The sequence below is a fragment of the Pseudobacteriovorax antillogorgiicola genome (genome assembly GCF_900177345.1).
GTDB classification, from domain to species: domain Bacteria; phylum Bdellovibrionota_B; class Oligoflexia; order Oligoflexales; family Oligoflexaceae; genus Pseudobacteriovorax; species Pseudobacteriovorax antillogorgiicola.
The window spans coordinates 1-23,133 of record NZ_FWZT01000035.1 but is presented as its reverse complement, the minus strand read 5'-3'; the positions used below and the strand labels follow the sequence as shown (position 1 = coordinate 23,133).

At 42.2% G+C, this 23,133-nt stretch carries 22 protein-coding genes; 10 read left to right on the top strand and 12 right to left on the bottom strand.

What is annotated here, in order from left to right:
• The 3 genes from B9N89_RS29095 to B9N89_RS29085 form a co-directional block, all read right to left on the bottom strand.
• On the bottom strand, positions 1 to 954 hold the full coding sequence (locus B9N89_RS29095; RefSeq protein WP_132325627.1) for a PD-(D/E)XK nuclease-like domain-containing protein: 954 nt from the start codon (positions 952 to 954) through the stop codon (positions 1 to 3).
• Positions 955 to 1,583: 629 nt separating this feature from the next.
• Positions 1,584 to 2,753: a hypothetical protein gene (locus B9N89_RS29090; protein WP_132325625.1), complete on the bottom strand. Its 1,170-nt coding sequence runs from the start codon at positions 2,751 to 2,753 to the stop codon at positions 1,584 to 1,586.
• A 20-nt stretch (positions 2,754 to 2,773) separates the two neighbouring features.
• Positions 2,774 to 3,019, bottom strand: a complete 246-nt coding sequence (locus tag B9N89_RS29085) for a hypothetical protein (RefSeq protein WP_132325623.1) — start codon at positions 3,017 to 3,019, stop codon at positions 2,774 to 2,776.
• Between the two features lie 608 nt (positions 3,020 to 3,627).
• Between B9N89_RS29085 and B9N89_RS29080 the strand changes: the two genes are divergently transcribed.
• Both B9N89_RS29080 and B9N89_RS29075 read left to right on the top strand, forming a co-directional pair.
• Positions 3,628 to 4,422 carry a hypothetical protein gene (locus B9N89_RS29080; protein ID WP_132325621.1) on the top strand — a complete coding sequence of 265 codons (795 nt, stop codon included), beginning with the start codon at positions 3,628 to 3,630 and terminating at the stop codon, positions 4,420 to 4,422.
• Entirely contained in the window at positions 4,419 to 4,736 is a 318-nt protein-coding gene (locus tag B9N89_RS29075) for a hypothetical protein (protein ID WP_132325619.1), read from the top strand. The genes B9N89_RS29080 and B9N89_RS29075 overlap by 4 nt, the downstream gene beginning before the upstream one ends.
• Before the next feature lie 29 nt (positions 4,737 to 4,765).
• On the opposite strand, the gene B9N89_RS29070 is transcribed toward B9N89_RS29075, so the two are convergent.
• From B9N89_RS29070 to B9N89_RS29050, 5 genes are all read right to left on the bottom strand, one after another.
• Positions 4,766 to 5,035 carry an HU family DNA-binding protein gene (locus B9N89_RS29070; RefSeq protein ID WP_268808948.1) on the bottom strand — a complete coding sequence of 90 codons (270 nt, stop codon included), beginning with the start codon at positions 5,033 to 5,035 and terminating at the stop codon, positions 4,766 to 4,768.
• Positions 5,036 to 5,513: 478 nt separating this feature from the next.
• The gene (locus B9N89_RS29065; RefSeq protein WP_132325615.1) at positions 5,514 to 6,677 is read right to left on the bottom strand and encodes a hypothetical protein; all 1,164 of its coding nucleotides are present in this window, start codon (positions 6,675 to 6,677) and stop codon (positions 5,514 to 5,516) included.
• 7 nt (positions 6,678 to 6,684) lie between these two features.
• Positions 6,685 to 7,722, bottom strand: a complete 1,038-nt coding sequence (locus tag B9N89_RS29060; RefSeq protein ID WP_132325613.1) for a hypothetical protein — start codon at positions 7,720 to 7,722, stop codon at positions 6,685 to 6,687.
• Positions 7,723 to 7,811: 89 nt separating this feature from the next.
• The gene (locus B9N89_RS29055; RefSeq protein ID WP_132325611.1) at positions 7,812 to 8,639 is read right to left on the bottom strand and encodes a ParB/RepB/Spo0J family partition protein; all 828 of its coding nucleotides are present in this window, start codon (positions 8,637 to 8,639) and stop codon (positions 7,812 to 7,814) included.
• The gene (locus B9N89_RS29050) at positions 8,639 to 9,529 is read right to left on the bottom strand and encodes a ParA family protein (RefSeq protein ID WP_132325609.1); all 891 of its coding nucleotides are present in this window, start codon (positions 9,527 to 9,529) and stop codon (positions 8,639 to 8,641) included. The genes B9N89_RS29055 and B9N89_RS29050 overlap by 1 nt, the downstream gene beginning before the upstream one ends.
• A 614-nt stretch (positions 9,530 to 10,143) precedes the next feature.
• Between B9N89_RS29050 and B9N89_RS29045 the strand changes: the two genes are divergently transcribed.
• On the top strand, positions 10,144 to 10,482 hold the full coding sequence (locus B9N89_RS29045; protein ID WP_132325607.1) for a hypothetical protein: 339 nt from the start codon (positions 10,144 to 10,146) through the stop codon (positions 10,480 to 10,482).
• 50 nt (positions 10,483 to 10,532) lie between these two features.
• Here B9N89_RS29045 and B9N89_RS29040 read toward each other — a convergent pair whose 3' ends face one another.
• Both B9N89_RS29040 and B9N89_RS29035 read right to left on the bottom strand, forming a co-directional pair.
• A complete protein-coding gene (locus B9N89_RS29040) occupies positions 10,533 to 11,195 on the bottom strand; it encodes a hypothetical protein (RefSeq protein WP_132325605.1) in 663 nt (220 codons plus the stop codon).
• A gap of 363 nt (positions 11,196 to 11,558) precedes the next feature.
• A complete protein-coding gene (locus B9N89_RS29035) occupies positions 11,559 to 14,435 on the bottom strand; it encodes a Tn3 family transposase (protein WP_132325603.1) in 2,877 nt (958 codons plus the stop codon).
• Between the two features lie 175 nt (positions 14,436 to 14,610).
• Between B9N89_RS29035 and B9N89_RS29030 the strand changes: the two genes are divergently transcribed.
• The 4 genes from B9N89_RS29030 (at position 14,611) to B9N89_RS29015 (ending at position 18,907) form a co-directional block, all read left to right on the top strand.
• Positions 14,611 to 15,210, top strand: a complete 600-nt coding sequence (locus B9N89_RS29030) for a master DNA invertase Mpi family serine-type recombinase (RefSeq protein WP_132325601.1) — start codon at positions 14,611 to 14,613, stop codon at positions 15,208 to 15,210.
• A gap of 167 nt (positions 15,211 to 15,377) precedes the next feature.
• Positions 15,378 to 16,121 (top strand): cation efflux transmembrane domain-containing protein, encoded by a 744-nt coding sequence (locus tag B9N89_RS29025; protein WP_159455722.1) that lies wholly within the window; start codon positions 15,378 to 15,380, stop codon positions 16,119 to 16,121.
• 268 nt (positions 16,122 to 16,389) lie between these two features.
• Positions 16,390 to 16,992, top strand: coding sequence for a tyrosine-type recombinase/integrase (locus B9N89_RS29020; protein ID WP_132325597.1), 603 nt, complete (start codon positions 16,390 to 16,392; stop codon positions 16,990 to 16,992).
• Positions 16,993 to 17,224: 232 nt separating this feature from the next.
• Entirely contained in the window at positions 17,225 to 18,907 is a 1,683-nt protein-coding gene (locus B9N89_RS29015) for a GmrSD restriction endonuclease domain-containing protein (protein WP_132325595.1), read from the top strand.
• 260 nt (positions 18,908 to 19,167) lie between these two features.
• Here B9N89_RS29015 and B9N89_RS29010 read toward each other — a convergent pair whose 3' ends face one another.
• Positions 19,168 to 20,394 carry a DNA cytosine methyltransferase gene (locus B9N89_RS29010; RefSeq protein ID WP_132325593.1) on the bottom strand — a complete coding sequence of 409 codons (1,227 nt, stop codon included), beginning with the start codon at positions 20,392 to 20,394 and terminating at the stop codon, positions 19,168 to 19,170.
• A gap of 139 nt (positions 20,395 to 20,533) precedes the next feature.
• Here B9N89_RS29010 and B9N89_RS29005 point away from each other — a divergent pair, with 139 nt between their 5' ends.
• The 3 genes from B9N89_RS29005 (at position 20,534) to B9N89_RS28995 (ending at position 22,229) form a co-directional block, all read left to right on the top strand.
• A complete protein-coding gene (locus B9N89_RS29005; protein ID WP_132325591.1) occupies positions 20,534 to 20,722 on the top strand; it encodes a helix-turn-helix domain-containing protein in 189 nt (62 codons plus the stop codon).
• A 116-nt stretch (positions 20,723 to 20,838) separates the two neighbouring features.
• A complete protein-coding gene (locus B9N89_RS29000) occupies positions 20,839 to 21,672 on the top strand; it encodes a hypothetical protein (protein ID WP_234996193.1) in 834 nt (277 codons plus the stop codon).
• Positions 21,673 to 21,995: 323 nt separating this feature from the next.
• On the top strand, positions 21,996 to 22,229 hold the full coding sequence (locus B9N89_RS28995) for a hypothetical protein (protein WP_143478296.1): 234 nt from the start codon (positions 21,996 to 21,998) through the stop codon (positions 22,227 to 22,229).
• A gap of 112 nt (positions 22,230 to 22,341) precedes the next feature.
• Here the strand turns inward: B9N89_RS28995 and B9N89_RS28990 are convergent, their stop codons facing one another.
• Complete coding sequence (locus B9N89_RS28990) at positions 22,342 to 22,653, bottom strand: hypothetical protein (RefSeq protein WP_132325585.1); 312 nt, start codon at positions 22,651 to 22,653, stop codon at positions 22,342 to 22,344.
• Between the last annotated feature and the right edge of the window lie 480 nt (positions 22,654 to 23,133).

Genomic DNA, 23,133 nt, shown 5'->3' with positions numbered 1-23,133 from the left:
CTACCCCACTAATTCCATAAATTCATCTTCCACTTCCTGCTCCTCCCGAAGCTCTTTCAGTCCAGAAAAGGGAAGCCCGAGCTCCAGGATCTCTTCCTGAAGCCCCGGCCACTTGCCGCTTTCAAGGCAAGTTTTCAATGTGAGTAGGGACCGCCGGATAAAGTGATCGCCAAGAGCAATCTCCTTTTCCGAGGCCCGATACAATGCGGTGAGATAGGGGGCGGAGTTAGACACGGCGAGAAAAAGATACTCTTTCGGACGGATGCCCGTGACAGCCTCGATTCCTTCAAGGGTCAAGGCTGCTGAGACATAGTAGTGATATTTATAGGCTTGGTATTGAAAACCCTTAGGACTTGGATCAACCGTAGTTTTAAAGTCGATGACAGACATACCGTCCGGAGTGATATAGTCCGGACGGCACTTAATCAGAGAGTTAGTAACAGCGTCATGCCAGTAGAAAGAAGACTCATAGAAGCCTCGGGATAGATGATACTTTTGGAATGGACGGTAGCTTCGCGCTGCATCGTACATCGCTAGGACTTGATCGTATTCGGACCTTTTAAGAGGCATATGCTTTGGGTAGCGCTTTACAAAATCCTTCCAGCTCTTGGTTGTCTTATTCACACCAGGATCTGGATGGACAACATATTTATCTTTGAAAACGCCTTCCATAGCTTCATGGAAAGCAGTTCCGATATTCAGGGACTTTGTCGATTTTTGCGGGACTTTTGTTTTGAGATAGATGGGAGCTTTATCAATCTGGCAAAGGCTGGTTTTTGAATAGCCTGGCGATTGATGATAGCTTTCAATGGGTAGATCCCGATAGACGCCTTCCTTCATACGTATTCGAGAAAGCGTATCAACATCGCTGTTTGAGACTTTCAAATTACTCAGTTTACTCAATTGATACGCTCCTTCGATAAAGTAAGTAAGAAAGAAAATGTCATGGCTCATCGAAGATACGAGCTAATGGTTTAGTTGAAAAGCTCAAACCCTTTTACTATCTGTATTTCTGTTGACCCTGGTTCTATAGATTTGGTCGCAGTAGTTTTATGAAGAGTGGCGAACATGCACTTGGTAGCGGAATTTGGTTGAAGTGCGAACAACTTGAGATTCCCTATTCCTGCCCAACAACCTTTCGCGCAAGCACAATGCTGTTATCAAAAAAAGAGAATCACCTTGTTACCCTCAAGAGATATTGGAGAAGCATTTAATATCTTTTAGAGAGAATTTATACCATTTAGGTGATTTAGAGATTTAGTGGAGAACAAAGTCCTTACTGACTATGGGGTTTGGTCGATGACTTTGCCAGTTAACTGTTATGAACTTGCCACTTAGTTGGCTTAGGATTGACAGTTAAGTGTTAGGTCAGTTGCCACCTAACTGATAGGGGCTTGTCAGTTAAGTCCTAAGGACTTGCCAGTTAATTGGCAAGGAGAACAGTGAAACCGAGTACAAATTGCAGACTTATCCACATGGCAGACGGATCTTATGGAAATTTTAGGCTTGGATTATGTTTTAGGCAATAGGAGAGGTAGCCGGCGGATGCCAGTGACAGGAAAGCTATTCATTTTTTAGGTTGATCAGAAGTCCGGAACACCAAGATCACTGAAGTCTAGAGCTTTCACTAGATCGGAAGGCATACTATCAGACTTGGGGCTAGGTTCAGCTTCGAGCTTTCTAGACACGAAGTTTGAGATGTAAGTCTGTTCGTCTCTTTTAAATGGCATCTTTTCAAGCCAGTAGGAAAATGCATTTGAGATGATAGGTTTTGGGATATTCGCCAGTGTCATCGTATCAAGGTAGCCCGCGAGGACCCCACTCGCCTCACTTCGCTTCTCGGCAACAGTCTCAAAGATCTCGATTAGGGGCTTACTATAGATAAAGTTTATGGCGAAGGATCGATCGTTCTCGCTACCGCCGCGCTTTTTGATCATATTGAGCACGGGGATGATGTAGTCTTCCCTCGCCCAGCCGGCATCCTTCATCGACTTTTTAAGCCTTTTAAGGGCTCCCTCAGTGCCGTAGACGTTAAGGTGCTCAGCAAAGCGAACTTCCCAATTATCCTGTGCAAGGCGCTGCCTTCGGCCTGGTTTCTTGGTTTCTTTGAGATTTTTCTTGTAGGAGTCTGGCCTCACAAACTGCTTAGCTTTTCGCTCTTCATGAGAAAGATAGCGAACGTTGCTTGGTATCTCACTACCGTCTTGCTCATGCCGCCTTCTGATCATGGAGTTCGTCGCGTTAACTACGTTAAGCCTTCGCTTACGCCTAATTCTTTTGCCGTAGGAGGGAGCTGAGAAGAACACCTCCAGCTCGTCATCACTAATATCTTCACCAGCCTTGATCTTCTCCATAAAATTCAAAAAGCCAGCTGAAAGCTGAACATTGTGGGCAGCAAAAGAGCCATATTTATAGACTTCCCCATTATGCTCATACACCGACTCTTCGTAGCTAAGGCCATTTAGAAGAATGAAGCCATAGGCCTGCCATTGATCCTTATAATTCGAACCCGTGGTAGGAGAGCTCTTGTTTAAGATACTAGCCATTTTAGAGTTTGAGATATGCCAACTAGTTGCGATGGCGTAGCCTTTGCCCCTATAGTTTTCCGACCTTGGAAGGAACTTTAAAAAGAAGTTCATAAGAACAGCATCTGAGATAGCAGTCCTCTCAGAAAGAAGTGCATAGGCTTTCATAAAATCAATGTTGGTGTATAAGGTTTGCGCCTGGGTGTCAGTAGTGGCAACAGCAGCCATAGGGTCTCCGGTGGTGGGAATTAAGCAGATAGATTGTGTAGCGCGTCGAATTCTTCGTAGTCAGAGCGAAGGATTTCATCAGCCTCAGTTCGGGTTTCGCAGATAGCGACTAATATCGTAATTGCAGTTCCAAGCCTCGCCTGACGCTTGCCGTTCAAGAGCTTCGAGAGACTTTCTTTCGACACGTTGGTGCGTCTTTCGAGAACAGCTAGTGAACGGGACGGGTGGGACTCTTTCCAAGATTTGATTTTCTCAATCAATTGCATAGGGGCCTCGTGCCATAAAGTTTGAGTGACTCTTTCGAGAAACAAAAAATTTTTTGACTGAAAATAAATGTCATCAGGGTGAGCGCTTTGGATTTACGCCAAAGAGGGAACTTAACCCACTATAGCGACGTTTCATGCAACCAGAACGGGTCGTCATTGCTCATGGTGAATAACGGGCAATGTAAAACAACTCCAAAAGTATTCACTACGCATGTCAAACTATGTCTGTAACCTGTTTGACGGATTGTATTTTCAGCCGGACGGCACTAGTGTGTGTTCAGGAAAGCACATCTCTTGTGCTTTTCCGAACGCTCGCCAGAGCGTCCTAGGAAGCGGCATGTGGAAGGCAATTCGAAGTGACTCGCCAAAGTAACAACTCGTTCTGCTTTCCGCCGCTTGAGCTTCTCAAAGATTTCCTGAGATTTCACTTCAACAGCTGCAAAATCCCATTATCTTTCGCTACTCTAGAGAGCAAGAAGAGTCTTTGCAATACGGCTATATGGCTATTTATATCAACGACCTCACGATTTTCCCACCATTGATACATTAACCTGGCCATTTTGTAGAGAAGATGCTATCGATCCCTTGGGAACTTAGGCTTTATTGATATGAAAAAAATGGATTGGAATCTGATTATGGAAAAGACTCCTCTGGAGTTGGCTATTGAACTGGTTCATCGAGAAAAAGAGACCAATTCTTGGGCTAAGCTTTCAACAAGGACAGGGTTGGCAATAAACACACTGAGATCAGTTGAGAGACAAGACTTTGACACATCAGAAGAAACTATATATTCAATAATTGCAGGATTGGAATGCCCTACCTTAGCATGGGACATCGCCAGGAAGTTTTTTTCGACAAAATCACTAACAAAACTTGTAGAAAAAGCAAAGGCTTTCGCTAAGGATAGACCTGTGCGGACCCCCAATGAAGATTTCTATGATCCAGTATTTCAGCATATACTGATGTATTCATTTAGCGGTTTAAAAGTAGACTCTTATCTAAAGCGCTTTCCTAATCATAGTGAGACTGTAGATCTCCTTTATGAAAGCGGAGTTCTTGAAAAGTCGAACGAAGAAGGTATCCTTGTTTGTCCATTTTATGACCGGAAAGATCCTTTAGTAAGTATGAAACTTGCCAAGGCCAGGCTTGATGTTTTTCTAGCTTACGAAAAACGTAATATTTCAGGCCCAGTATTGGATATGGTAGAAAGGGTAGATTTAGAGGGCTTTCTCAAGATCCGAAAGATTATCTGGAAGGCCTTTGACGAAGCTACAGATATTGCCTTGTTACATGAGTCTAGAGATGGAATTGATCTTTCGATGAGTTTGATGTGTATAGCCTTTGGCCTTAGCAAAGAACAAAAAGATGAAATAAAAACCCTAAGAGATAAGGAAAACATATGAGGCTACTTGTTCTGTATTCATTAATTCTATCCTGTATTTGTTCCGCAGCAATTGCGGGCGATGTAGGTGGTGGGGAGTTCTCGGTAAGTATCCAGAAATACCGAGACCTTGACAGACGGCTGACACTCAGAGCGGCTACAGGAGAGGCAAAGGCTACCATTCCAGGAACAAACATCCTTGCTCACAGGTTAGATACAGAAATTCGAACAGTAGACGAAGATAAGCTAGTCGTAGCTAAGGGTCACGAACGACCCCAAGATGTTAAGGCGATGGTCAATCTACGTAAAAAAGTAGATCAACTGAAAGCTATGTAACAACGAATGCCAGCAAAAGCTGGCCTCCACTATTTTTTATTCTTTGGCTGAATATGCTCTTTAAGTTCAGTACCAGGTTTAAAGACTGGAACCTTCCGTGCTGGAATCTTTACAGCCTCGCCAGTCTGAGGGTTAATCCCCTTCCTTGCCGCCCTCTGTGAAATTTTGAATTTACCAAACCCAGGAAGAGCAAAGTCAGCGTCTGTTTTCAGTTTTTTCATATGAGCATAGCCAATCTCCTTGTAGCTATCGAAAACTTTTTTGACATCCGTTTTGGTCATACCTGTAGCATGCGATATCCTGGATAAGCTCCGCTTGTGTCATAGAATTCTCTCCATTGACAAAATGTTGTTAGAGATATAATTCTAGATTTAGAAACCAGCCAGTCGCAATGAGATATTTAGCTTTTAATATCATTTACACGGATATTTAGCCTTTAATCGAGCTTTACCATTTAGTACTGTTGCAAAAGCCCCACCACACAACACTTTCACGTGATCGATCTAACAGTTAGTTGATAGAAATCTATCGCTTATCTGACCATAGCCTATCCGTTAATTGATGGCTTCTTATCAGTTAGCTGTCTTAGTTTCTATCAGCTATTTGATAGATCCTGTCAGTTAATTGATAGGTATCGAGACAAGGCTAGATTTTTTGTGCTTCTTAGGCACTTTTTGAGGGTTAAATTATTGTTTATGGAGAGCTGAGTCTGAAAAAGGCAATAGGAAGCGGAGCTGACGACATGTCAGTTAAAAGAAAGGCAAGATTTCGGTTTGGTCAAGGGTCGGGGATTCCTGATTCGAGGTCACCGAAATCGAGAGCTGGAGCAGTTGTTGGAGCCTGAGGCGTTGGCTCCTCCTCGGTCCATTGGTTGGCTTGCCCTTGATGAATCAGCTGATTCACAAAGCCTTTGATCGAAGCTTTAAGCTGGGACGAATACGCAACCTTTGATAGCCAGTATGAGAATACCTTTGGGATCACCATCGATGGAATGTTTGCACTTTGAAGCATATCAACGTGATTTGATAGTGCAGCGGGCAACTTATTAGGCTCTTCTGTGAGAGTATCGACAAGGTCGATGAAGGGCTTATTGAAAACAAAGTTTATCGCAAAAAGCTGATCATTCTCGGTACCACGTTTGCTAAGCATATTGAGGACCGCGATAATATAGTCCTCCCTAGCCCAGCCTGCAGCTTTCATAGATCTCTTCAGCCTTCGAAGAGCTTCTTCGAGACCATAAACGTTGTAGTCAATTAGAAACTTATGCTTCCAACCTTTGATTTCCCTGCGCTGACGACGAGTGGGGCGACGGGTTTGCTTCAGATTTTCAATGTAAATATCAGGACGCTTGTAAAGCCTTTTCCTCCTCTCTTCAGGAGTCAGAAGCAGGCAATCGGGGGGAACCTCTGTTCCATTTTCTTGCGCGTATCTGCGTTGAGTCGATGTCCTGGCATTAGCATTGTTCATCCGCCTTTTTCTATAATGGCGCTTGCCATATTCTTTGCCCGGTATGAAAGCCTCTAGCATTTCATCTTGGATTTCCTCACCGTTCTTCACGGCAATGAGAAAATCACGGAAAGCTTTGGTAATCCGAATCTGATGTGTATTGGAACAGCCGTGCTTGAAGTACTCACCGTTTTGCATATAGACTGAGGAGCTATAGTCCTTGTCGTTCAGTTCAACAAAGTTGAATGCCAGCCAAGCATCTTTATAGTTGGAGCCAGTTGAAGCGGCCCGGCGATGAAGCTCTGCTGCGAGCTTTGCATTTGATATCTCCCAGCAGCTATCTACCGAATAGCCTCGACCGCGATAGTTGCGAGGATTTTGCAGAAATTGCAAAAGGAAGCCAGTCGTCATCGCGTGGGGCAAGCCTGTACGATCTAAAAGTATTCCATAAGCTTTAGCGAAGTCTATACTTGTAAACTGAATTTCATCAGACATAGTAACCTCAAGCAGCAACAGCGTTGGAACGTCTACGAGAAATCTTTTCTAGTCGAATGACAGATAACAGAAGGAACCAGATGAATGCGTAGTAGCCTAGGTGCCACCAGAAGTCTGTCTTGGTAGAGTTATTAGGGTGGGAATTGATTAAGCTAGCTTGCTTTTGTTTTAGTTTTTCCAACTGAGACTTGGCAGCAATGTAGGCAACTTTTTCCTGCTTGGAGCCAGCGGCGTACATAGGCCCACAGTTCGATGAAGATCCGGCTTCGCAGGTTTTAGGATCTACTGCCTTCGGCCATTTTTTAACAAGGTAGTTTGCTTCAGCCTGCGATGCTTCACCTTCGGCTTTTTGAAGGTCAGCTTCTACAGCGGAAATTTCTGAAGACTTGAGAGCTGTACTTTCAAGGTTAAGTTGCTTGCCAAAGAGAAGGTAAGCCCCAACCAAGTTAGCAATAAGGATAAGCGATGCGATAGAGAGATTGAGAAGGTCTTCCCCTCTCTTCATTGGTTCCTTCGCCTTGGAGAAGTGGTCGAGAGCAATATAGTCGGTAACTATTGCTAGCACCCAAGAGACCAAAGTAAGGAAGTTTTCTTCTAGCGAGGCCGACCTTAGAGCTTCTTGAATCATTACAGCTGTCACAGGAACAATGAGTGAATATAGAGCAAGCTTAATGAATGTGTATCGGGTGACCTTCGAAAGTATTTTTGATAGTGAAAAGTGATTCGAAGGAAGCTCTTGCTCATTTTGATCCTTCGAAGGGAAGTCGATCACCTTCGCAGAGTTTTGAATGCTCATGAGTTGTTTTACAACAGCTTTCACTTCAGATTCAGTTGGTTCGTACTTGGAAGTGATAGGCTTGATCTCCACAGTGGTTGAAGTCTGGAAAACTTCTAGCGCTTTTGATATTGCTTCCTCTTCCGAGTGGTTCTTATTTAGCCAGTAAGACTTTCTTGCTCGGAACCGACCTCTTGTCTTTTCGTCCGCAGATCTATAGAGGTTTTGAAAATCTACTGGATATGTCGACTCTGTATTGTGTAAACTCATTCTGTATTCATCCTCATCCTTGAGGGTTTTACATATTCTCTGGCTAGGGAAGTTTCGAAGGCAAACCTAGCCAGAGATGCCATTTCTGATCATTGAAGTGGTACACCGTGTACCACTTTTTGTGACTTTCCGTCGGTCGCTTTACTCTTTATAATGCCGAGATCTCTAAGAGCGGAAAACAGGAACTCTGTCTGACTCTCAGAAAATGACTGGCTTTGGCAATAGTCCAGGACACCGCTTTCGTTCAGTCTTTGCACTCTGGCCTTTTTGTTAGTAGAAGCTTTTTTAGTTCCTAATATCTCTTCAATTCTGGCTCTGAGTTCATCATGGTCATTAATACTTGAAAGCTGCATTAATGCTTTGACATTAAACTTTTCACGGTTGCTCTTAGCCATCTCTTTTAGTTCTTTCGGCCATAGAGCTAGTTTTTGGTAACGTCCGACTACCTGCCGGTTTTTTCCAATTAGTGATTGGAGTTTAACTTGTGAGTATCCTCTGTTCTTTAGGTTAAGAAGTTGATCTGCCAAGTCGAAGGGTTCAAGGCCCTTCCTAGCAGTGTTCTCTACAATCTGGGCTACGTCCTTCAACTCAAGATTCTCGAAGTGGACCAGTGTGCATTCAACTTTCTTATGCCCCAAGTGTTCGATGGCAGCTATACGCCGGTGGCCAGATACGCACAAAATCTTACCTGAGCTAACAGTGACAACTGGGTTTTGTAGTAGTCCAACTTCCTTAATTGACTCGACAAGCTGTGAAAACTCGATTGTGTCAGTATCCAGCTCTCGTCTAATATTTTCGGAACGATCAATGTACTCTAATGGAATGGGAACTACTGTCCCTGAGTCGAGTTTCGAAAGTTTTTCTATCGCCTGTGACAACTTAATTGCCGAGGCAGTGCTGTTAAAGCGTTCGCTCATTAAAATACCTCCACATTTCGGCTAACGGGCTCTTCGTCGAAGAGTGCAACAATGTGCTCTGGTGTTTCTACAATAGCAGGAGTTTTTTGCGTTCTACCCATTCTTACGCCTTTCATCTCCGGCTTAAGCTCTCTTGCAAGTTGAATATGGGACTTTGCTATGGGAAGCTTCGGGTTTGACCATACAAGAGGCTTCTGTAGGCTCGAACTGCTTGCAACTGCTTTTGAGTCTGGAATAATCCCTCGAATCTTGATTTTATGTTCCTTACAAAAATCCTCTAGAAGGGAAAGAAACTTCTTATGAGTTGCATTTGCCTTATCAAACTTTGTGATCACAAGGCCTAGGAAGAAAAGCTGCTTATTGAGCCCCATCTTGATCTGGGATATCTCGTTAAACATATACTCCAAACCATCAAATGGATCGGCTTCAGCAAACATTGGAACGAGGTAATAGTGCGACGCTGTCATTGCCATTTGGAAAAGCAAATCCAAGCTAGGGTGTGTATCGATAAGAATAATGTCATACTTGCTAATTGAGTTCGATTCTAGCCACTGCTTTAACAGCATAGCAGCACCGGGATCCAAGATTTTCTCCCTAGATAATTTTGAAAGCCCCATATCGCCGGCTATTACATCTAGGTTTGGATTTGAGGTGGTCGATACAACTCTATCTAAGGGTAGGTCTTTTAGAAGAGCTTGGCTTGCTGTACGGCCTTTCTGTTTGGCTTTGTGTTTCAACCCGAGATAAGAAGTTGCGTTGGCCTGATAGTCTAGGTCGATCAATAAGACCTTAAGACCAATCTCGGTAAAAGCTGCGGCGCCGTTTACCGTAGTAGCCGTCTTGCCCACTCCCCCCTTTTGATTCGTAATCGCTATAATGCTAGTTTTCATGGGCTATCCCTATAGTTTTTAAGATAGTTTCTAGTGTAAACTAAACAACGAGCTAGTTCAATATAACTTCGAGTTATTTGCACTCAAATAGTGAGTTGTCTCAAGTTCCTATTCCCATCTCATATATCCCTTATATATGTTGAGCCAAACCGCAGATAGTTGCCAATTTGACAAGTGGTATACCGTGTACCAACTCTTAGGTAGTGCTGGCCTGAATCTGCATGTAAAAATCCAATTGGTTTCAATCAATGCATCACAATCGCTGCATAGGGTTAACGGAGCGCTTAAAACACTATGCAAATCAACAGCGAACATAAGGAGCTAGGTGATTGAAAGGTGAACATCTGTAGGTCGGATGATACGAGTAAGTTGGGCTGTCCCTGCTGTCATGAGGCTATATACACGAACAAAAGATGAAATCGATGGTTGCTTTAATACGACCTCCTTTAGATTAGCGACCCTAGTTCTCCTCCATAGAGCCAGCCGGAAGAGATAATTATGCTTCGGACTAGATTCCAGATGCATGACCTCCCATTCTTTCCTTCAAACAAGAAGATTATCTATCAGAACACCCTATCCGCTATGGTAGAATATGGTTTGTGTAGGAAGCTCAAATGACATTTGGAGATCAAGGAATGAGGCAGAAGAAAGTTAAAGAACGACGTAGGCTTCAGAGAAGGTTTCTTGAAGTCATGGATGAAACCTTGGATACAGCACCGTACGCGATTGATATTGAGTCAAGTGAGTACCAAAGGTGGTTCAACCACGCTTTCGACTTACTCATGATGGACCCAACAATAGACCCAGAGCTTTTACTTCCTGAACTCATAGATGAGACGGCCAAAAGAATCTATGCAAAGTATCCAGACAATCGATCAAGACAGGAGGCCTGGAGAAAAGGGAGAGCGTGGTTCTCTGCACACCCAGGAAGCGACAGGACATTGCCCGAGTAGGCGTTTCATACTTGGAGATATGAAAGAAGGTCTATTGTCAAACCACTCTTTCACAAAGACAGCCTCTCTAATGTCCCAAACGTAGTGTCTGGCTTCATGCAGTCAAAAATGATTTGATTTTCGATAAGCTCAACTCTGACTCCAAACTTCTGTCGAAGAGTATCGACATACCGAAGTAGGTTAGGGTCGGGAGGAGATGAAGGTTTCTCTGAAGGCCTACCGACACCTTTCAGTGCATTGTGAAGAGACACCTTCAGGTGCTTCGCGTATCGTGCGACCTTGCGATACTTCTGCCCCAGTTCTTCAGTCTCCCTTCGCGCTGCTACAGCATCTACCTTTGCGGACTGCCTGTCGGTAATGGCTTCGGCTAGCTTGTTTCGTGCTGACTGTAGTGATCTCTGCAGCGTTTTGGTCCCCCTATTATATATAGATATGGACCTCGGCCGTTGGACAACTCTAGCGAGTAGGGCGAGCTTGGTCTTGAGGGTTCTGCCTTTGGTCTTTCCTCGAACGAAATCGACAAGCCGCTTGATGGTGGACTTAGTCATAGCCTGGAGTAGGTTTCTGGTTCTGAGGTCTGCCTTGCCGATGAATCTTAAACGCGAGATCCACTGCTGCGAGAGTCCATACTCCTCAGCGAGCTGGGCTTGGGTTAGCTTTCTGGGCTCAAATCTGATCTGGTTGGCTGCTGCAATAAGCTCGATTCCGTCCACTTTACCCCCGGGGGTGAAATATCTATATATTATATATAATCATATACTTATAGATTTTTTCTGTAAATACTAGGAAACCAGCATTGAGCAAGTTGCTTGATTTTTAGGCAATTGCTGTAGCTGTAACCCACTGAAATCACTAGGCATGCTTGGTTTTTTGCTTATGCGTAAGTCCTGAATAATATTCGGGTTTTTGGGTGGACAAAAAACTACTGTTTAATGATCAGTAACATGTTGTAATTGGGGTATTTTGAGCTAGGCTGCTCTCAGCGGAAAGATAAGACGTAACATCATGTATTTACTACTGTAATCAGCCACACCCTGACTTTACTCCCTAAATAGATATCCAAATATATTAGTATGTTAAGCAGCCAGAGCTATTCGTTTTCCCATATCGAGATGGAACGAGCCATAGGGATTGATGTGAGTGTAGATAAGCGGTGTTAATGCCCGATAATCTTCCTTAGTCATTATATCATTCCATTGTGGAGTGGCCAGAACTTGCTGGATCATAATCGTATTCACATAGACCATTGATATTTGAAGCAGGTGCAAGGCTAGGATAGAAATTTCCTGATCAGCAATGCAGTTGGAGGCGATTTCGCTGTTCTTGCCAAAGAAAAGGAAGCCATTAGCACTGTTCCAGTTCTCTACAACATTCAGTCCTTCATTAATTTCTCGCCTCAGCTCCATAGACCCAAGATATTCGCAGAGGAAAATTGTCTTGATCGCTTTTCCAAGCTCACAAAATGCAAGGTAGGTCGGGTGCTTCAGATTGTTCCTAGTAAACCTTTTTAGGATAGTTTCCGCATCGGCGAAGCCTAGCTTAAGTGCTGCAATGTGCTTGATCATTTCATCGTATTGGTTGACAATCAAGTCCCACCTGATCGGACGTGTTAGAACTTCTTTCAAGTTTTTGTAGTTACCGGACTCCCCTGTCCCTGGAAGGTAAAGCTTTTGACGATTGATAGCCTTTAGCCTTGGCATCAGCTTAAAACCCAACAAATGGCAAAACGCAAAGGCTACTTCGCTTTGCCCATGGGAGTCCACGTAGTTCTTGTCAATTTCCATAGCCGTATTGTGCTTTAGGATGCCTTCGATCATGGATGCTACTTCGGATGACGAGCAGGCTTTTAGCTGGGAATAGATACAGGTAGACTTCTTTTCAACATGCCAATAGATCATAACTCCACGCCCACCATATCTTATGTGCCACTCGGTCATGAGATTCTGGTCCCAAGAACCAAACTTTTTGGAGTCAGAGGCGCAAGCTGTGCTTCCTTCACCCCATATATCAGCCATTCTAATATCGAAGATGGCATTGGCGACCGATGATATGGCATTCCGAAGGTTGTCACGATTGATGAACTTTTTCTTGATATATGAGAGGTCTTGAAAATTCTCCATTGACGTTGTTGTGCAGACCCTCTTTAACCCCATGTTGGTCCCAAGTCCGAAAAGTGAGAGAAGCAGTCTTCTCTGCAAGGTTTCCTTGCCCATTCTTTCCCTGACACCCACGGTTTCAAACTTTTCGGTGAAGCCAACTCTAAGCTCTGTCTCCTTTAAAATGTCTAGGAGATTAGTCATAGGCCAGTTAGCCATGACGTCTCTTTTGAGATTAAGTATGTTTGGTGGTTCTTCCTGTGCAACCAGGGGAGAGACAGAGATCCAGCCTCCTTTTTTGTTATGAATCTTTACGCTATCGTTATTGGGCATCTGCTGATTAAGCTTGGTTAATGATGATCTCATCTGATTTTCAAGGTCTTTTACAAAGACCTTTGGGTCTAGGTCAAGCTTAAGCTTGTCAAAGTAGGCAACCCTTTTCTTATGAAAGTCTTGGGGTAAGTCCTCATCTGGATTACAATATTTGAACGATCCTGGAACCCAGATTTCTTTGCACCTAAGCCGACTTCTAAGGGAATCTAGCAACGCTAATTCATAGTTGGCTCTGTTAATACGATTACCTTGCAATACAAACGACATCCATTCATTTTTCACGACTCCGTTTATCGGTACATCATCAGAATCAGAGTACATCTGTTTGGTACTATCTTGATAAATCTTGATTAACTCTATGCCATCTATTACCGGCTTGTGGCGGCTATTGTTGGAACAAAAGTCTAAGCAATCGAGGATTACAGGAACCATCTTTCTATAATGATGAACATAGGATGCCCTCATGACATTTTGGACCTTATATCTATAAAATGGTCCTGTAGCTTTAAGCTCTTTGACGATGTCTTTCAGTACATTTTCATTAGCGACAGGAAAAATTACCTGTTCAACCTTTCCTTTCGGGTTGCTCACCGCAGCCTCGGCGACCCTACAAAAGATGGAATCTTTGTTCCTAACTTTTTTGAAGTCTCGAACTAGCTCTTTGGTAACCTTATTCTCTGCTCTAGCACCGATTTTGTGTATGATCTGAATGAGAAGGTCCACTAGGCCATCGGTGATTTCCTGGATTCTAACATGGGTAAAGGCAGCAAAAAGACTGTATTTGATATTTGGTGGATGACGAGTAATCTCGTGCAAACTCTCTGATGAGAGCCTGCGCTTTAATTTGATCAAATGCTTTTTGGAAATAGATTGAGTGAATAGACTATCGGGTAAGTCTATCTCACGAAGAACTGCTAATTTTTTGGATTCCTTAATCAAGCTTTCTATACCTACTTTTCCAGGATCAGATTTGATTTCAGTCAAGGATAGCTCACTGTTTGCAGATAGAATCTCATCGATGGCAGATTTTGATCTTTTAGGAATCTTACGATGTATCTTATTAAAGAAGGCGTCTTCGCAACTATTGAGAGAAGATTTAGCTGTTCTAATTATTTGATCTTGGTTGGAGGCAACGATTTTAAGCTTTAGTAGCCTATTGTTTGCTTCGGAGACAAAATCATTGATACCGTGTTCAAAACTTAGTTCTTTGCAGAGCCATTTATTTAGAGCAGTGTAATCAGGCTTTGTGATATCCCGAAAGCCAAGGAACTTCTTAATCTGGGCCTTATGGTTACGACAGGACCGACTGCCAATATCATATTTCTTAAACAGCTTTCCATTGATATCAAGTTGGTCAGCGATATTGCTTACGACTTCCAACGGAACGTCATGGTGATCTTGAGGAAAGTAACCTCTTAGCTGGAGGAATTTAAGTAGTATGCTGAAGCCTAATTTGCTGTCTGGCTTCTTATTAGAATTAACCAGTCGAAGTTCCTGATCAGATAAATGTAGTCCACTCGACATATAAGCGCCTGATTTTATGGAAAAAATGATCAAAGAAAATGTTCGATTAAACTAGCAACTATATGCTCAAAAAAATAGCCTTAAATTTATACTATATATGGCGTAAAAAACTAGTTCTGATAGGTTTACTTGAGCAATCGAAGATTCAATCAATTTAGTTGAGAATTTGCAAAAAATGATTTGTGCTTATATCAGAATAAGTTCCGACAAGCAGAGCGTCGAAAACCAAAGGTTCGAGATTTTGCGATTTGCGGATGAGAGAAAGCTCACTATTGACCAATGGGTCGAAGAGGCTGTTAGCGGATCGACTCCATCAAGCGAACGAGAGCTCGGTGAGTTGATTGACTCGCTAAAAAAAGGTGATAGTCTCATTGCTACTGAATTAAGCCGTTTTGGGAGAAGCCTCTACGAAGTCATGGCAATCCTCAATATTCTGATGAAGAAAGATATTAGGGTCCTGACTACCAAAGAAGGTTATGAGTTAGGGGATAATATCAATTCCAAAGTTCTTGCCTTTGCTTTTGGGATTTCAGGGGAGATAGAACGGAATATGATCTCAATGAGAACCAAAGAAGCTCTTGCCAGGAAAAAGAGTGAGGGTAAGAAACTTGGTCGTCCAAAAGGTCGTCTATCAAAGGTCGTGAAGCTATCAGGAAAAGAAAATGAAATCCGTACTCTTCTTCAGAAAAAAGTTCCCATAGCATCGATTGCTAAAATTTTTGAAGTACATAGGCGGACGGTACATAACTTTATAAAAACAAGAGGTATTGGCTAAGCCAATAAAAAACAGATGAGAGTTTCTGCTACTCACACATCAATCCCTCAAGCTTACTTAACAGCTCCTTGGCCACCTTAATAATTCAAAGGATAGAGATGGATCTATTTAGGACAAAATTTGGCATACCAAAGATGGACTGTCCTTCAGAAGAACAGATTATCAGAATGGCTCTCGAAGAATGTACACAATTAGAACAAATGGTTTTCGATTTAGGTAATCGCACCCTTATGGTAATTCATCGTGGAGATCCTCAAATTATTCTTGACCGACTGCTCCCTTTAAAGTTTGGAGCGACTATTTTGGACTCTGTAAGTGTGGAATCTGAGAATATTGAGCTCACGTCGGAAAATGCGAAAGAGTCAAAAGTTCTAAAGCAACTTCTCCTCCTTAACCTGATTATGTTTTTCGTAGAATTAGGAAGTGGTTACTTCTCGCGTTCAGCGGGTTTGATTGCTGATGGATTGGATATGCTCGCAGATGCAAGTGTGTACGGCCTAAGTCTCATGGCAGTCGGAAAAGCTAAAACATCCAAACAGCACGTCGCTCGATTAAGTGGATATCTGCAATTTATTATGGCTGCGGGACTACTAGTAGAAGTGGTGAGAAGATTTCTTTACGGAAGTGAGCCGATAGGTAGCATCATTTCTAGTGTTGCTATAGTTGCCCTTTGTGTGAACATTTTGTGTCTCTTTCTATTAATGAACCATAGAAAAGGTGAAGTGCATATGAGAGCTAGTTGGATTTTTTCAGCTAATGATGTTCTAGCAAACATCGGTGTTATTGTAGCTGGATCTCTAGTTAGCTGGACTGGGTCGAACTATCCTGACCTCATTATGGGCTCGATCATTAGTGCAATAGTAATGAGGGGGGCTGTACAAATTTTGAATCTATCCAAAAGGCGAAATTGAAATTACAGGCTAGGTAACATACTAATATATTTGGATACTTATTTAGGGGTTGGGGTGTGGCTCATTTTAGTCTTGAATACGGTGACTTACGTCTTATCTTTCCGCTGAGAGCAGCCTAGCTCAAAATACCCCACTATGATGTGATAACACCACTAGGGCGTCAAGGCTTGCGTTGATTCTAGGAGGGTAATTATTGAAATAACGTTCCTAAATCAGGTAATAAAAAATAGCTGTTCTCGCTTATCGATTCTATCAGCAGGTATCGCTTATGAGTAACTTCAATCAGAACCACCCGAAGCTCGGCAGTCAGATCAAAGTCGACCCGATTCGCTCTTTGAGTAACATTACTAAGATAAAATCGCTGCTCCAAGACAGCCCACGAGACCTCGCTCTATTCACTCTCGGTATCAACAGTGCTCTAAGGGCTTCGGACCTTCTTGAGATTCCAGTTGGTAAAGTTGAGAGTCTCGGCGTTGGTGACTCGTTTGAAATTCGTGAAAAAAAAACTGGTAAGCTACGGCATGTGACGATGAACGAATCTGTTCTCGATGCGCTCACAAAGTATCTTGCCGTCAGGCGATCCACCTCGAAAAAGGAACCGCTCTTTCTTTCTCGGAAAGGAAGCAGTTCTGGGCTCACGGTCCAGTCTCTCCATCGACTCGTCAAGGGGTGGTGCCATGAGATTGGACTTCGGGGAAACTACGGAAGCCACACCCTTCGCAAGACGTTTGGTTATCATCAGCGAGTAACTTTCAAAACCGAGCTTCCGATTTTGATGGTAGCTTTCAATCATTCGAGTCAGAAACAGACGCTTTCCTATCTTGGTATCCAGGACAGCGAGGTGGAGGCCGCCTTTATGAATTCGCTGTGATTAGAAAAGTAGGTGGCGCGGTCCAGATAAAGTCAGAAAAGGCCAACTTTTGAAATCTATTAATCATAAAGTTATTGACTCATCTTTGTGTGGATTGGGAAACTAGCATTTTTAGAATTAGATATTAGGACCCGAACATTGAATATAATCTTTTTCTAGTTATCTGATGATAATGGTAGATGAGAAGCAGATGGCCTAATATCTCTGTTTAATACCGATACTGGGGGTTAGTTTGTATATCAAAGGTGAGGATAGACAGATTTCTAAAATACTCAATAGTGCCTTTTATCATATACCGACATTTCAGAGGCCGTATTCTTGGAGTAAGGAAAATATAAAGGAGCTGTGGAACGATGTCCTGGGGAATGGTGAGGAGAACTATTTTCTAGGTACTATGGTCGTATATCGAGACGGTAGGAATAGATATGGAATTGTTGATGGTCAGCAAAGGCTTACTACAATCACTATGATGCTGGCAGCGATTCGAAATAGGCTCAACTCTAATAGAAATGAAAATCTTGCAAAAGGTGTCCATAATTTAATAGAAAAGCCAGACATCGATAATGTTTTAACTTTTGTTGTGCAAACTGAAACATCGTATCCTTATTTCCAACAGCATATTCAGAGATTTGGTAGCCCAAATTTCTCTGGAAGGTTGGGAAAAGAGGAAGGTACAGTAAAAATTGCCTTTGAACTTATTGTAGAGCTGCTTGGTGAATATTTGGATAGTCAAATAGAAATGCCGGGCTTCAATCGAGAAGAAGAAGAAAATGTCTTAAAGAGTATTAGAGATAAATTTCTTAACGCCACAGTAATATTTATTGAGTTAGATTCTATTGGTGATGCTTATTTGATATTTGAGACGCTAAATGCGAGAGGAATGCCTCTAGACGCAGCAGACTTGGTAAAAAACCACCTAACTCGATATCTTTCAAATCAGAATCCGAAGCTTGATGAGGTTAAGGATGCTTGGAATACTATCAAGAGCAATACTGAAATCTCAAAACTAAAACTTGATGTGAACTCCTTTGTGTTGCATTTTTGGATATCATCCAATCCGTACTTAACTGGTAAGAAACTTTTTAAGGCTGTTCAGGACAAAATTAGCTGCTTCGAGACTGCAAGGGACCTTTTGAATCGTCTAGAATATGAATCAAAAATCTACAAGAAAATTTCTAATCCTGAGTCAGTAGAGTGGAGTAAAGAAGACTCATCAATTAAAGAATCTCTAAATGGGTTAGTAAATGTGTTTAATGTTACTCAACCTCATCCATTTGTGTTGGCTGTGTTGGCTGAGTATGAGCGTAGAAACATCAAATCAAAACTAGCAAAAAAATCGATCTCCTTGATTGAAAGATATCACTTTGCTTCAACGGCACTTTGTTCGGTAAAATCGTCAGGTGGGGTATCAAAGATGTACGCATCCCAGGCAAAAGCATTTAGGGATGCAGAAGGAACGAATTCGAAAGGTGTCATTGTTTCAAAGCTAGAAGAAAAGCTTCTTGAGAAGCTTCCCTCAAGGGAGGAGTTTAGGTCTAGATTTAAAGATCTGGAGTACTCTTCAGCAAATACTAAACAAAAAAAGACTGTCAGATATATTCTCCAAAAAGTACTTACTGAATTACGACCGGAATCATGTTTTGATTTTGAATCGATGACTATAGAACACTTATTCCCGGAATCTCGAAAAATGCAAGGATTTCAGAGTATAGGTAATCTGCTTTTGCTCCCGGCAAAGCTAAACAACGAGAATCTGGGTAATAAGCCTATCAGGGACAAACTCACATCCTTGAGTTCATTTCCTGAGTTCCTAGATCCCTCGCTGAAAGGGGAAGTGAGTACATTCGATATTGAGAAGCGATCTGATACCCTGTGTAGAATTTTAGAAAAGTGGGTATACGGTAAGCTAGAATGATCATCTACTAGACTATTTAAATCCTAATACCTTATAGGCTGGTTGTCCAATGGGGTGAGGTCGAAAAATTAAAGACGCAGGGTGATCCTACAAAGACATTGGAGATTGGCAAGATTATTAGCGGGCTTTCTCCTCAAACAAATCTTCAAGAGCTGAGGAGAAATACCTTTAAAGAAGGAGCCATAAAAGAAGAATCCACCAGTAAGGAGTTCGAGATAGAGTTCTATCTCACTTCACAAGCCTTGCAACTAGTATCTTTTTCAAGAGCTTTGCCTAATAGCACCTGGGCCTTTTCCAGTTCCTGGATGAGCTTTATGACAACCCACTAGATCTTGATACTTCTGATCTACAGGTTGGACGGCTGTAGATATAGCCCTCTTTTCATTTTTCTTCGGCATTAACTTGTACTTTCTACGCTTGCTCATTCCAAAAAACTGATATTTGATCTCTGATGCTAATATCTCTGCCATTAGAGATGGAACCGCATTACCAATCATTCTTTGGACTTCTCTAAGGTGGCATGAGTAAGTTAATCCATCTGGAAAGGTTTGAAGCCTTCCCATCTCCTCAGGGCTAAGTCTTCTATTATTCCAGTGAAAAGGCCCGGTAGCGGAACCTGGTTGAGCTGCAATTGTCCAAGAAGGTAGTTTTTTTGAAAGCTTTAGTAGGAAGTTCCAATATCTAGTTCTCCAACCAAAGATTGGCAAACCACCTTTTCTATCGGTATGCCAAAGATAATTTTCACCCTCAGGAATACTAGGAAGTAAATCAGCCCATTTGCCTCCCAAATTTAAAGTAGGGTCTTTTGGATCAGGCAAGTCGCCAATCGCATCCCAAGCTGTATTGAAAGGCTTCAAATTCTTTCCCTCAAAAAGAAGCTCATTTTCTCCTTTAGATTGATCTTTATGTGTAATCTCGGGAAACGAGAACTCTGTTCCCTCTCTACAGCCAATCAAGAAGAAACGACTTCTATGCTGGGGCACACCATACTCTGCTGCATTGAGTACCTTAAAGTTGCTAGAGTAGTTGGTTCCAGCACGCTGATTAATCTCCTCGATTCCGTCCAATAGAAATTTAAAGCCATCGTCTTTATTAGAAAAGGTCATGCCTTGCACATTTTCCAACAAGAAAGCTTTTGGCTGTGCTTCTTCAAGGACCCGGAGGTACTCAATCAAAGTATTGGCTCGGGGGTCAGACAGCCTTTTGGAATCTCCAGTAGACCAATAGCCCATCTTTGAGAAAGGTTGACATGGTGGGCCGCCGATTAAGACATCAGCTTCTCCTACCTTGAGATCGGCTGCTTTGAGTAGGTCTTCTGTTGAAACATTTTCGATTGCTTCTTCCAGGACTACCCAGCCTTGGTTTTCCCTCATGTTCTGACAACAGTACTTATCCATTTCTACAGCAACTGAAGTCTTGAAGCCTGCAGCTTCGAATCCGAAGTCCAAACCGCCTACGCCAGAAAACAAGCTAATAGCTTTTAGCATTTTGACAACCACATATATTGAATCTTCTTGAAGTTATGAAAACATAGAATATACTACACCCGCATTATATAAATAATAGACCTCAGTAATTGTACTGTCAATACAAAAAGTGAAGATTCACCTAAAAAGCTGCATTCAAATGTATAAAGCCAGAACTGGCAATAAAATCACTGTATCAGAGTTATCTGATCTTACAGGCATATCGAAGAGTGTGCTCGATTCAATGTCGAGTAGAAAAGGCTACAACGCAACCTTGGATAAAGTTGAGATCATATGCAAAACATTGGGCGTCCGCATTGAGGAACTTCTGGAGCTTGACGATGATTGAAGTGATGCTTCGTAAACTATATTTTTCGACCTACCTAGTATGATGAGCAAGCAGGAAGCAGAAAGATATCGCTGTGCTACTACGACCATTTAGACAAAAACATGGAAATTCTGGAAATGATTACACTAGAGAAGCTGACGGGTTTAGATGATAAAGATTTAGCGGACGTTTTTTCTAAAAACCCAAGAGCTTATATGGCTGTAAAAGGTGCAGTTGCTGAGAAACATTTAGAGCTACTACTAAAGTCTTATTGTAGAGATGGGAGGATAGCAGGCTTTAGAGCAGCTTCCGGAGACTTCGAAAAAGACTTTTACGTCACTCTTAATAGTAATCAAGAAGTGTCTTTGGAATGTAAAAATGTCCAAGTCTTGAACACGAAGACAAAAGGGGTTTTACCTGAGTACATTAGCTTTCTAGTAGACTCTGGATATTTAGAAGAGGAATGGTTACTTGACTCTTTTAAGAGTTTAACTCAGAAAGGACTTGTACCCGAGAATACAGTAGATTCCTTGCAAGGGCTTTTAGAAGCAATACGTAAAGGGAAAGCAAAAATATCCACTGAATTTTACAAATGCTTACCCCAGGAATATAGAGAGTCTGGTGTTCCTCGATATGAATTTAGCGCATCTCTAGTCAAGGAATCTAATGTGAATAACATTCACACCGATACCTTTATCTCACAATTTGATTCTCACCAGCTTTCGATTGATTTTCAGAGAACTCGCAATTCCACAGATGAAGACGGTGATACCAAAAAACAAAGATTTTATCGAGTTGATGAGATTGATGTCGTTGGTGCTTGTCTCTTCTCTAGAACAATGAAATGGCAGTTTATTTTTGGGCACTCAAAGCACTTTGAAAAACATCCGACCTACGAAGATAGATATACAAATAGATTTTTCATTGAGGAAGGCAAGTGGTCTTCAGATTTACTAGAGTCTTTAAACTGAGTTTTGTCAATATAGATTCCACTATTTGTCAAGATATTTTGAGAACTTAGCCAGATTTTCTTGGTCGAAAGGCGGGAGGGCTTACTCGCTGCTGATCGTCTAGCGTGTCGCCTTGGCTTCCAAATAACATCTGTTTAGTGATCACTTCTGAAAAGTGAATCCGGAGCGATAGGAGTGACGATTCACACTGAAGGCCGGATAAATGGTAGTAACCACACACCCCTCATCGATTTTGCTTGTAACGGCGGCGTATCCATATATGGTGAAAGGCAGCCGGTTATGTGATGATGCAGCTACGGCTGATTTCTTCCTCTGAGGTGAATATGGACTACGCTGATACTAATTGCCCTATATGCGACACAGAGATTAGACAAGAATTTGACCACGAAGGCATCATCTTCAAGATTGTGGTTTGCCCACTATGCAAGACTAGCTTTGCTTGCGAAGTCGAGCGAAGGACCTACTACAGCTCAATTTATGAGATGAATGAATCTTGGTGCGAGATGAACTGGGTGAAACCCACTCCAAATCTTCTAGAATTGAACTCTGATCGCTAGCTCGTTTAAGCGATATTATGAAATTGGTGGATTATCACAGATCAGGCTGGGAGAGGAACATCGATTTTTGAAACCGAACTGGTGACTGTAACTATTACTACCTCGACCTATGCTAGATCTTTTCAACAATTGAGTCAACTTTACCTGCTAGAGCTAGGTATTCGTCAACCCAGCCGTTCTGCATTGCTGTTTCTTGCAGAGGACCTGTGGGCATGAATAGGTAGTTTATTGATGACATAGAAGGTGCTTTGCCTTTTGCAAGAATCTTCTTTGACTTGTGTACTAGTTTAATAATTTCTTTAACGCCCAGCTCTGACCAATCTGAATCCGTAGATGACTCAAGATGTTGAATACAAGTATCAAAGATTTCGCTCAGCTCCCTGATAGAGCTAGGAGAAAGCTTCTTTCTAAAAAGTGTTATCATTGAACTAGAACCTTATTTCTGAGATTCACCATTAGAAATTCCACTTTTGATCGAGAAGCTTGAGAAAAAATCTGTTTTCAATCGATCAGTGGTGGGGGTCTCGATATGCTGCTAGTTTTGGTCCGAAACCAGCACTCAACTAGAAATCTGAGCGCACACCACCATTCCCAATGATATCAGGATAGCAGAAAAGTAGCTTGTTTTATAGGTTCAAGTGAATCCGTAGATCGTCATAGCTTCCTTGCCGAAGGCACAGATGAGACCGGAGGGTTCATCCTTGAATCCTCGAAATCTTGGGTGATATTATGAGATTGGTGGATTGTCGCAGATCAGGCTATGAGAGGGAAATTGATTTTTTGAAATCCTTCTGGTGAAAGTAACATGATAAGCCCTGGTGGCGCGTCTGTAACTTTTTTTTCCTCCTGACGAATACAGGTGCGACCATCGAGCCATCGGTTAGCAGCCGGCTTTTGGTTTCCA

What these genes read in the sequence shown, in the direction of transcription:
- B9N89_RS29095 (WP_132325627.1), bottom strand. Translation starts at nt 954, where the DNA reads ATGAGCCATGACATTTTCTTTCTTACTTACTTTATCGAAGGAGCGTAT.
- B9N89_RS29090 (WP_132325625.1), bottom strand. Translation starts at nt 2,753, where the DNA reads ATGGCTGCTGTTGCCACTACTGACACCCAGGCGCAAACCTTATACACC.
- B9N89_RS29085 (WP_132325623.1), bottom strand. Translation starts at nt 3,019, where the DNA reads ATGCAATTGATTGAGAAAATCAAATCTTGGAAAGAGTCCCACCCGTCC.
- B9N89_RS29080 (WP_132325621.1), top strand. Translation starts at nt 3,628, where the DNA reads ATGAAAAAAATGGATTGGAATCTGATTATGGAAAAGACTCCTCTGGAG.
- B9N89_RS29075 (WP_132325619.1), top strand. Translation starts at nt 4,419, where the DNA reads ATGAGGCTACTTGTTCTGTATTCATTAATTCTATCCTGTATTTGTTCC.
- B9N89_RS29065 (WP_132325615.1), bottom strand. Translation starts at nt 6,677, where the DNA reads ATGTCTGATGAAATTCAGTTTACAAGTATAGACTTCGCTAAAGCTTAT.
- B9N89_RS29060 (WP_132325613.1), bottom strand. Translation starts at nt 7,722, where the DNA reads ATGAGTTTACACAATACAGAGTCGACATATCCAGTAGATTTTCAAAAC.
- B9N89_RS29055 (WP_132325611.1), bottom strand. Translation starts at nt 8,639, where the DNA reads ATGAGCGAACGCTTTAACAGCACTGCCTCGGCAATTAAGTTGTCACAG.
- B9N89_RS29050 (WP_132325609.1), bottom strand. Translation starts at nt 9,529, where the DNA reads ATGAAAACTAGCATTATAGCGATTACGAATCAAAAGGGGGGAGTGGGC.
- B9N89_RS29045 (WP_132325607.1), top strand. Translation starts at nt 10,144, where the DNA reads ATGACATTTGGAGATCAAGGAATGAGGCAGAAGAAAGTTAAAGAACGA.
- B9N89_RS29035 (WP_132325603.1), bottom strand. Translation starts at nt 14,435, where the DNA reads ATGTCGAGTGGACTACATTTATCTGATCAGGAACTTCGACTGGTTAAT.
- B9N89_RS29030 (WP_132325601.1), top strand. Translation starts at nt 14,611, where the DNA reads ATGATTTGTGCTTATATCAGAATAAGTTCCGACAAGCAGAGCGTCGAA.
- B9N89_RS29025 (WP_159455722.1), top strand. Translation starts at nt 15,378, where the DNA reads ATGGCTCTCGAAGAATGTACACAATTAGAACAAATGGTTTTCGATTTA.
- B9N89_RS29020 (WP_132325597.1), top strand. Translation starts at nt 16,390, where the DNA reads ATGAGTAACTTCAATCAGAACCACCCGAAGCTCGGCAGTCAGATCAAA.
- B9N89_RS29010 (WP_132325593.1), bottom strand. Translation starts at nt 20,394, where the DNA reads ATGCTAAAAGCTATTAGCTTGTTTTCTGGCGTAGGCGGTTTGGACTTC.
- B9N89_RS29005 (WP_132325591.1), top strand. Translation starts at nt 20,534, where the DNA reads ATGTATAAAGCCAGAACTGGCAATAAAATCACTGTATCAGAGTTATCT.
- B9N89_RS29000 (WP_234996193.1), top strand. Translation starts at nt 20,839, where the DNA reads ATGATTACACTAGAGAAGCTGACGGGTTTAGATGATAAAGATTTAGCG.
- B9N89_RS28995 (WP_143478296.1), top strand. Translation starts at nt 21,996, where the DNA reads ATGGACTACGCTGATACTAATTGCCCTATATGCGACACAGAGATTAGA.
- B9N89_RS28990 (WP_132325585.1), bottom strand. Translation starts at nt 22,653, where the DNA reads ATGATAACACTTTTTAGAAAGAAGCTTTCTCCTAGCTCTATCAGGGAG.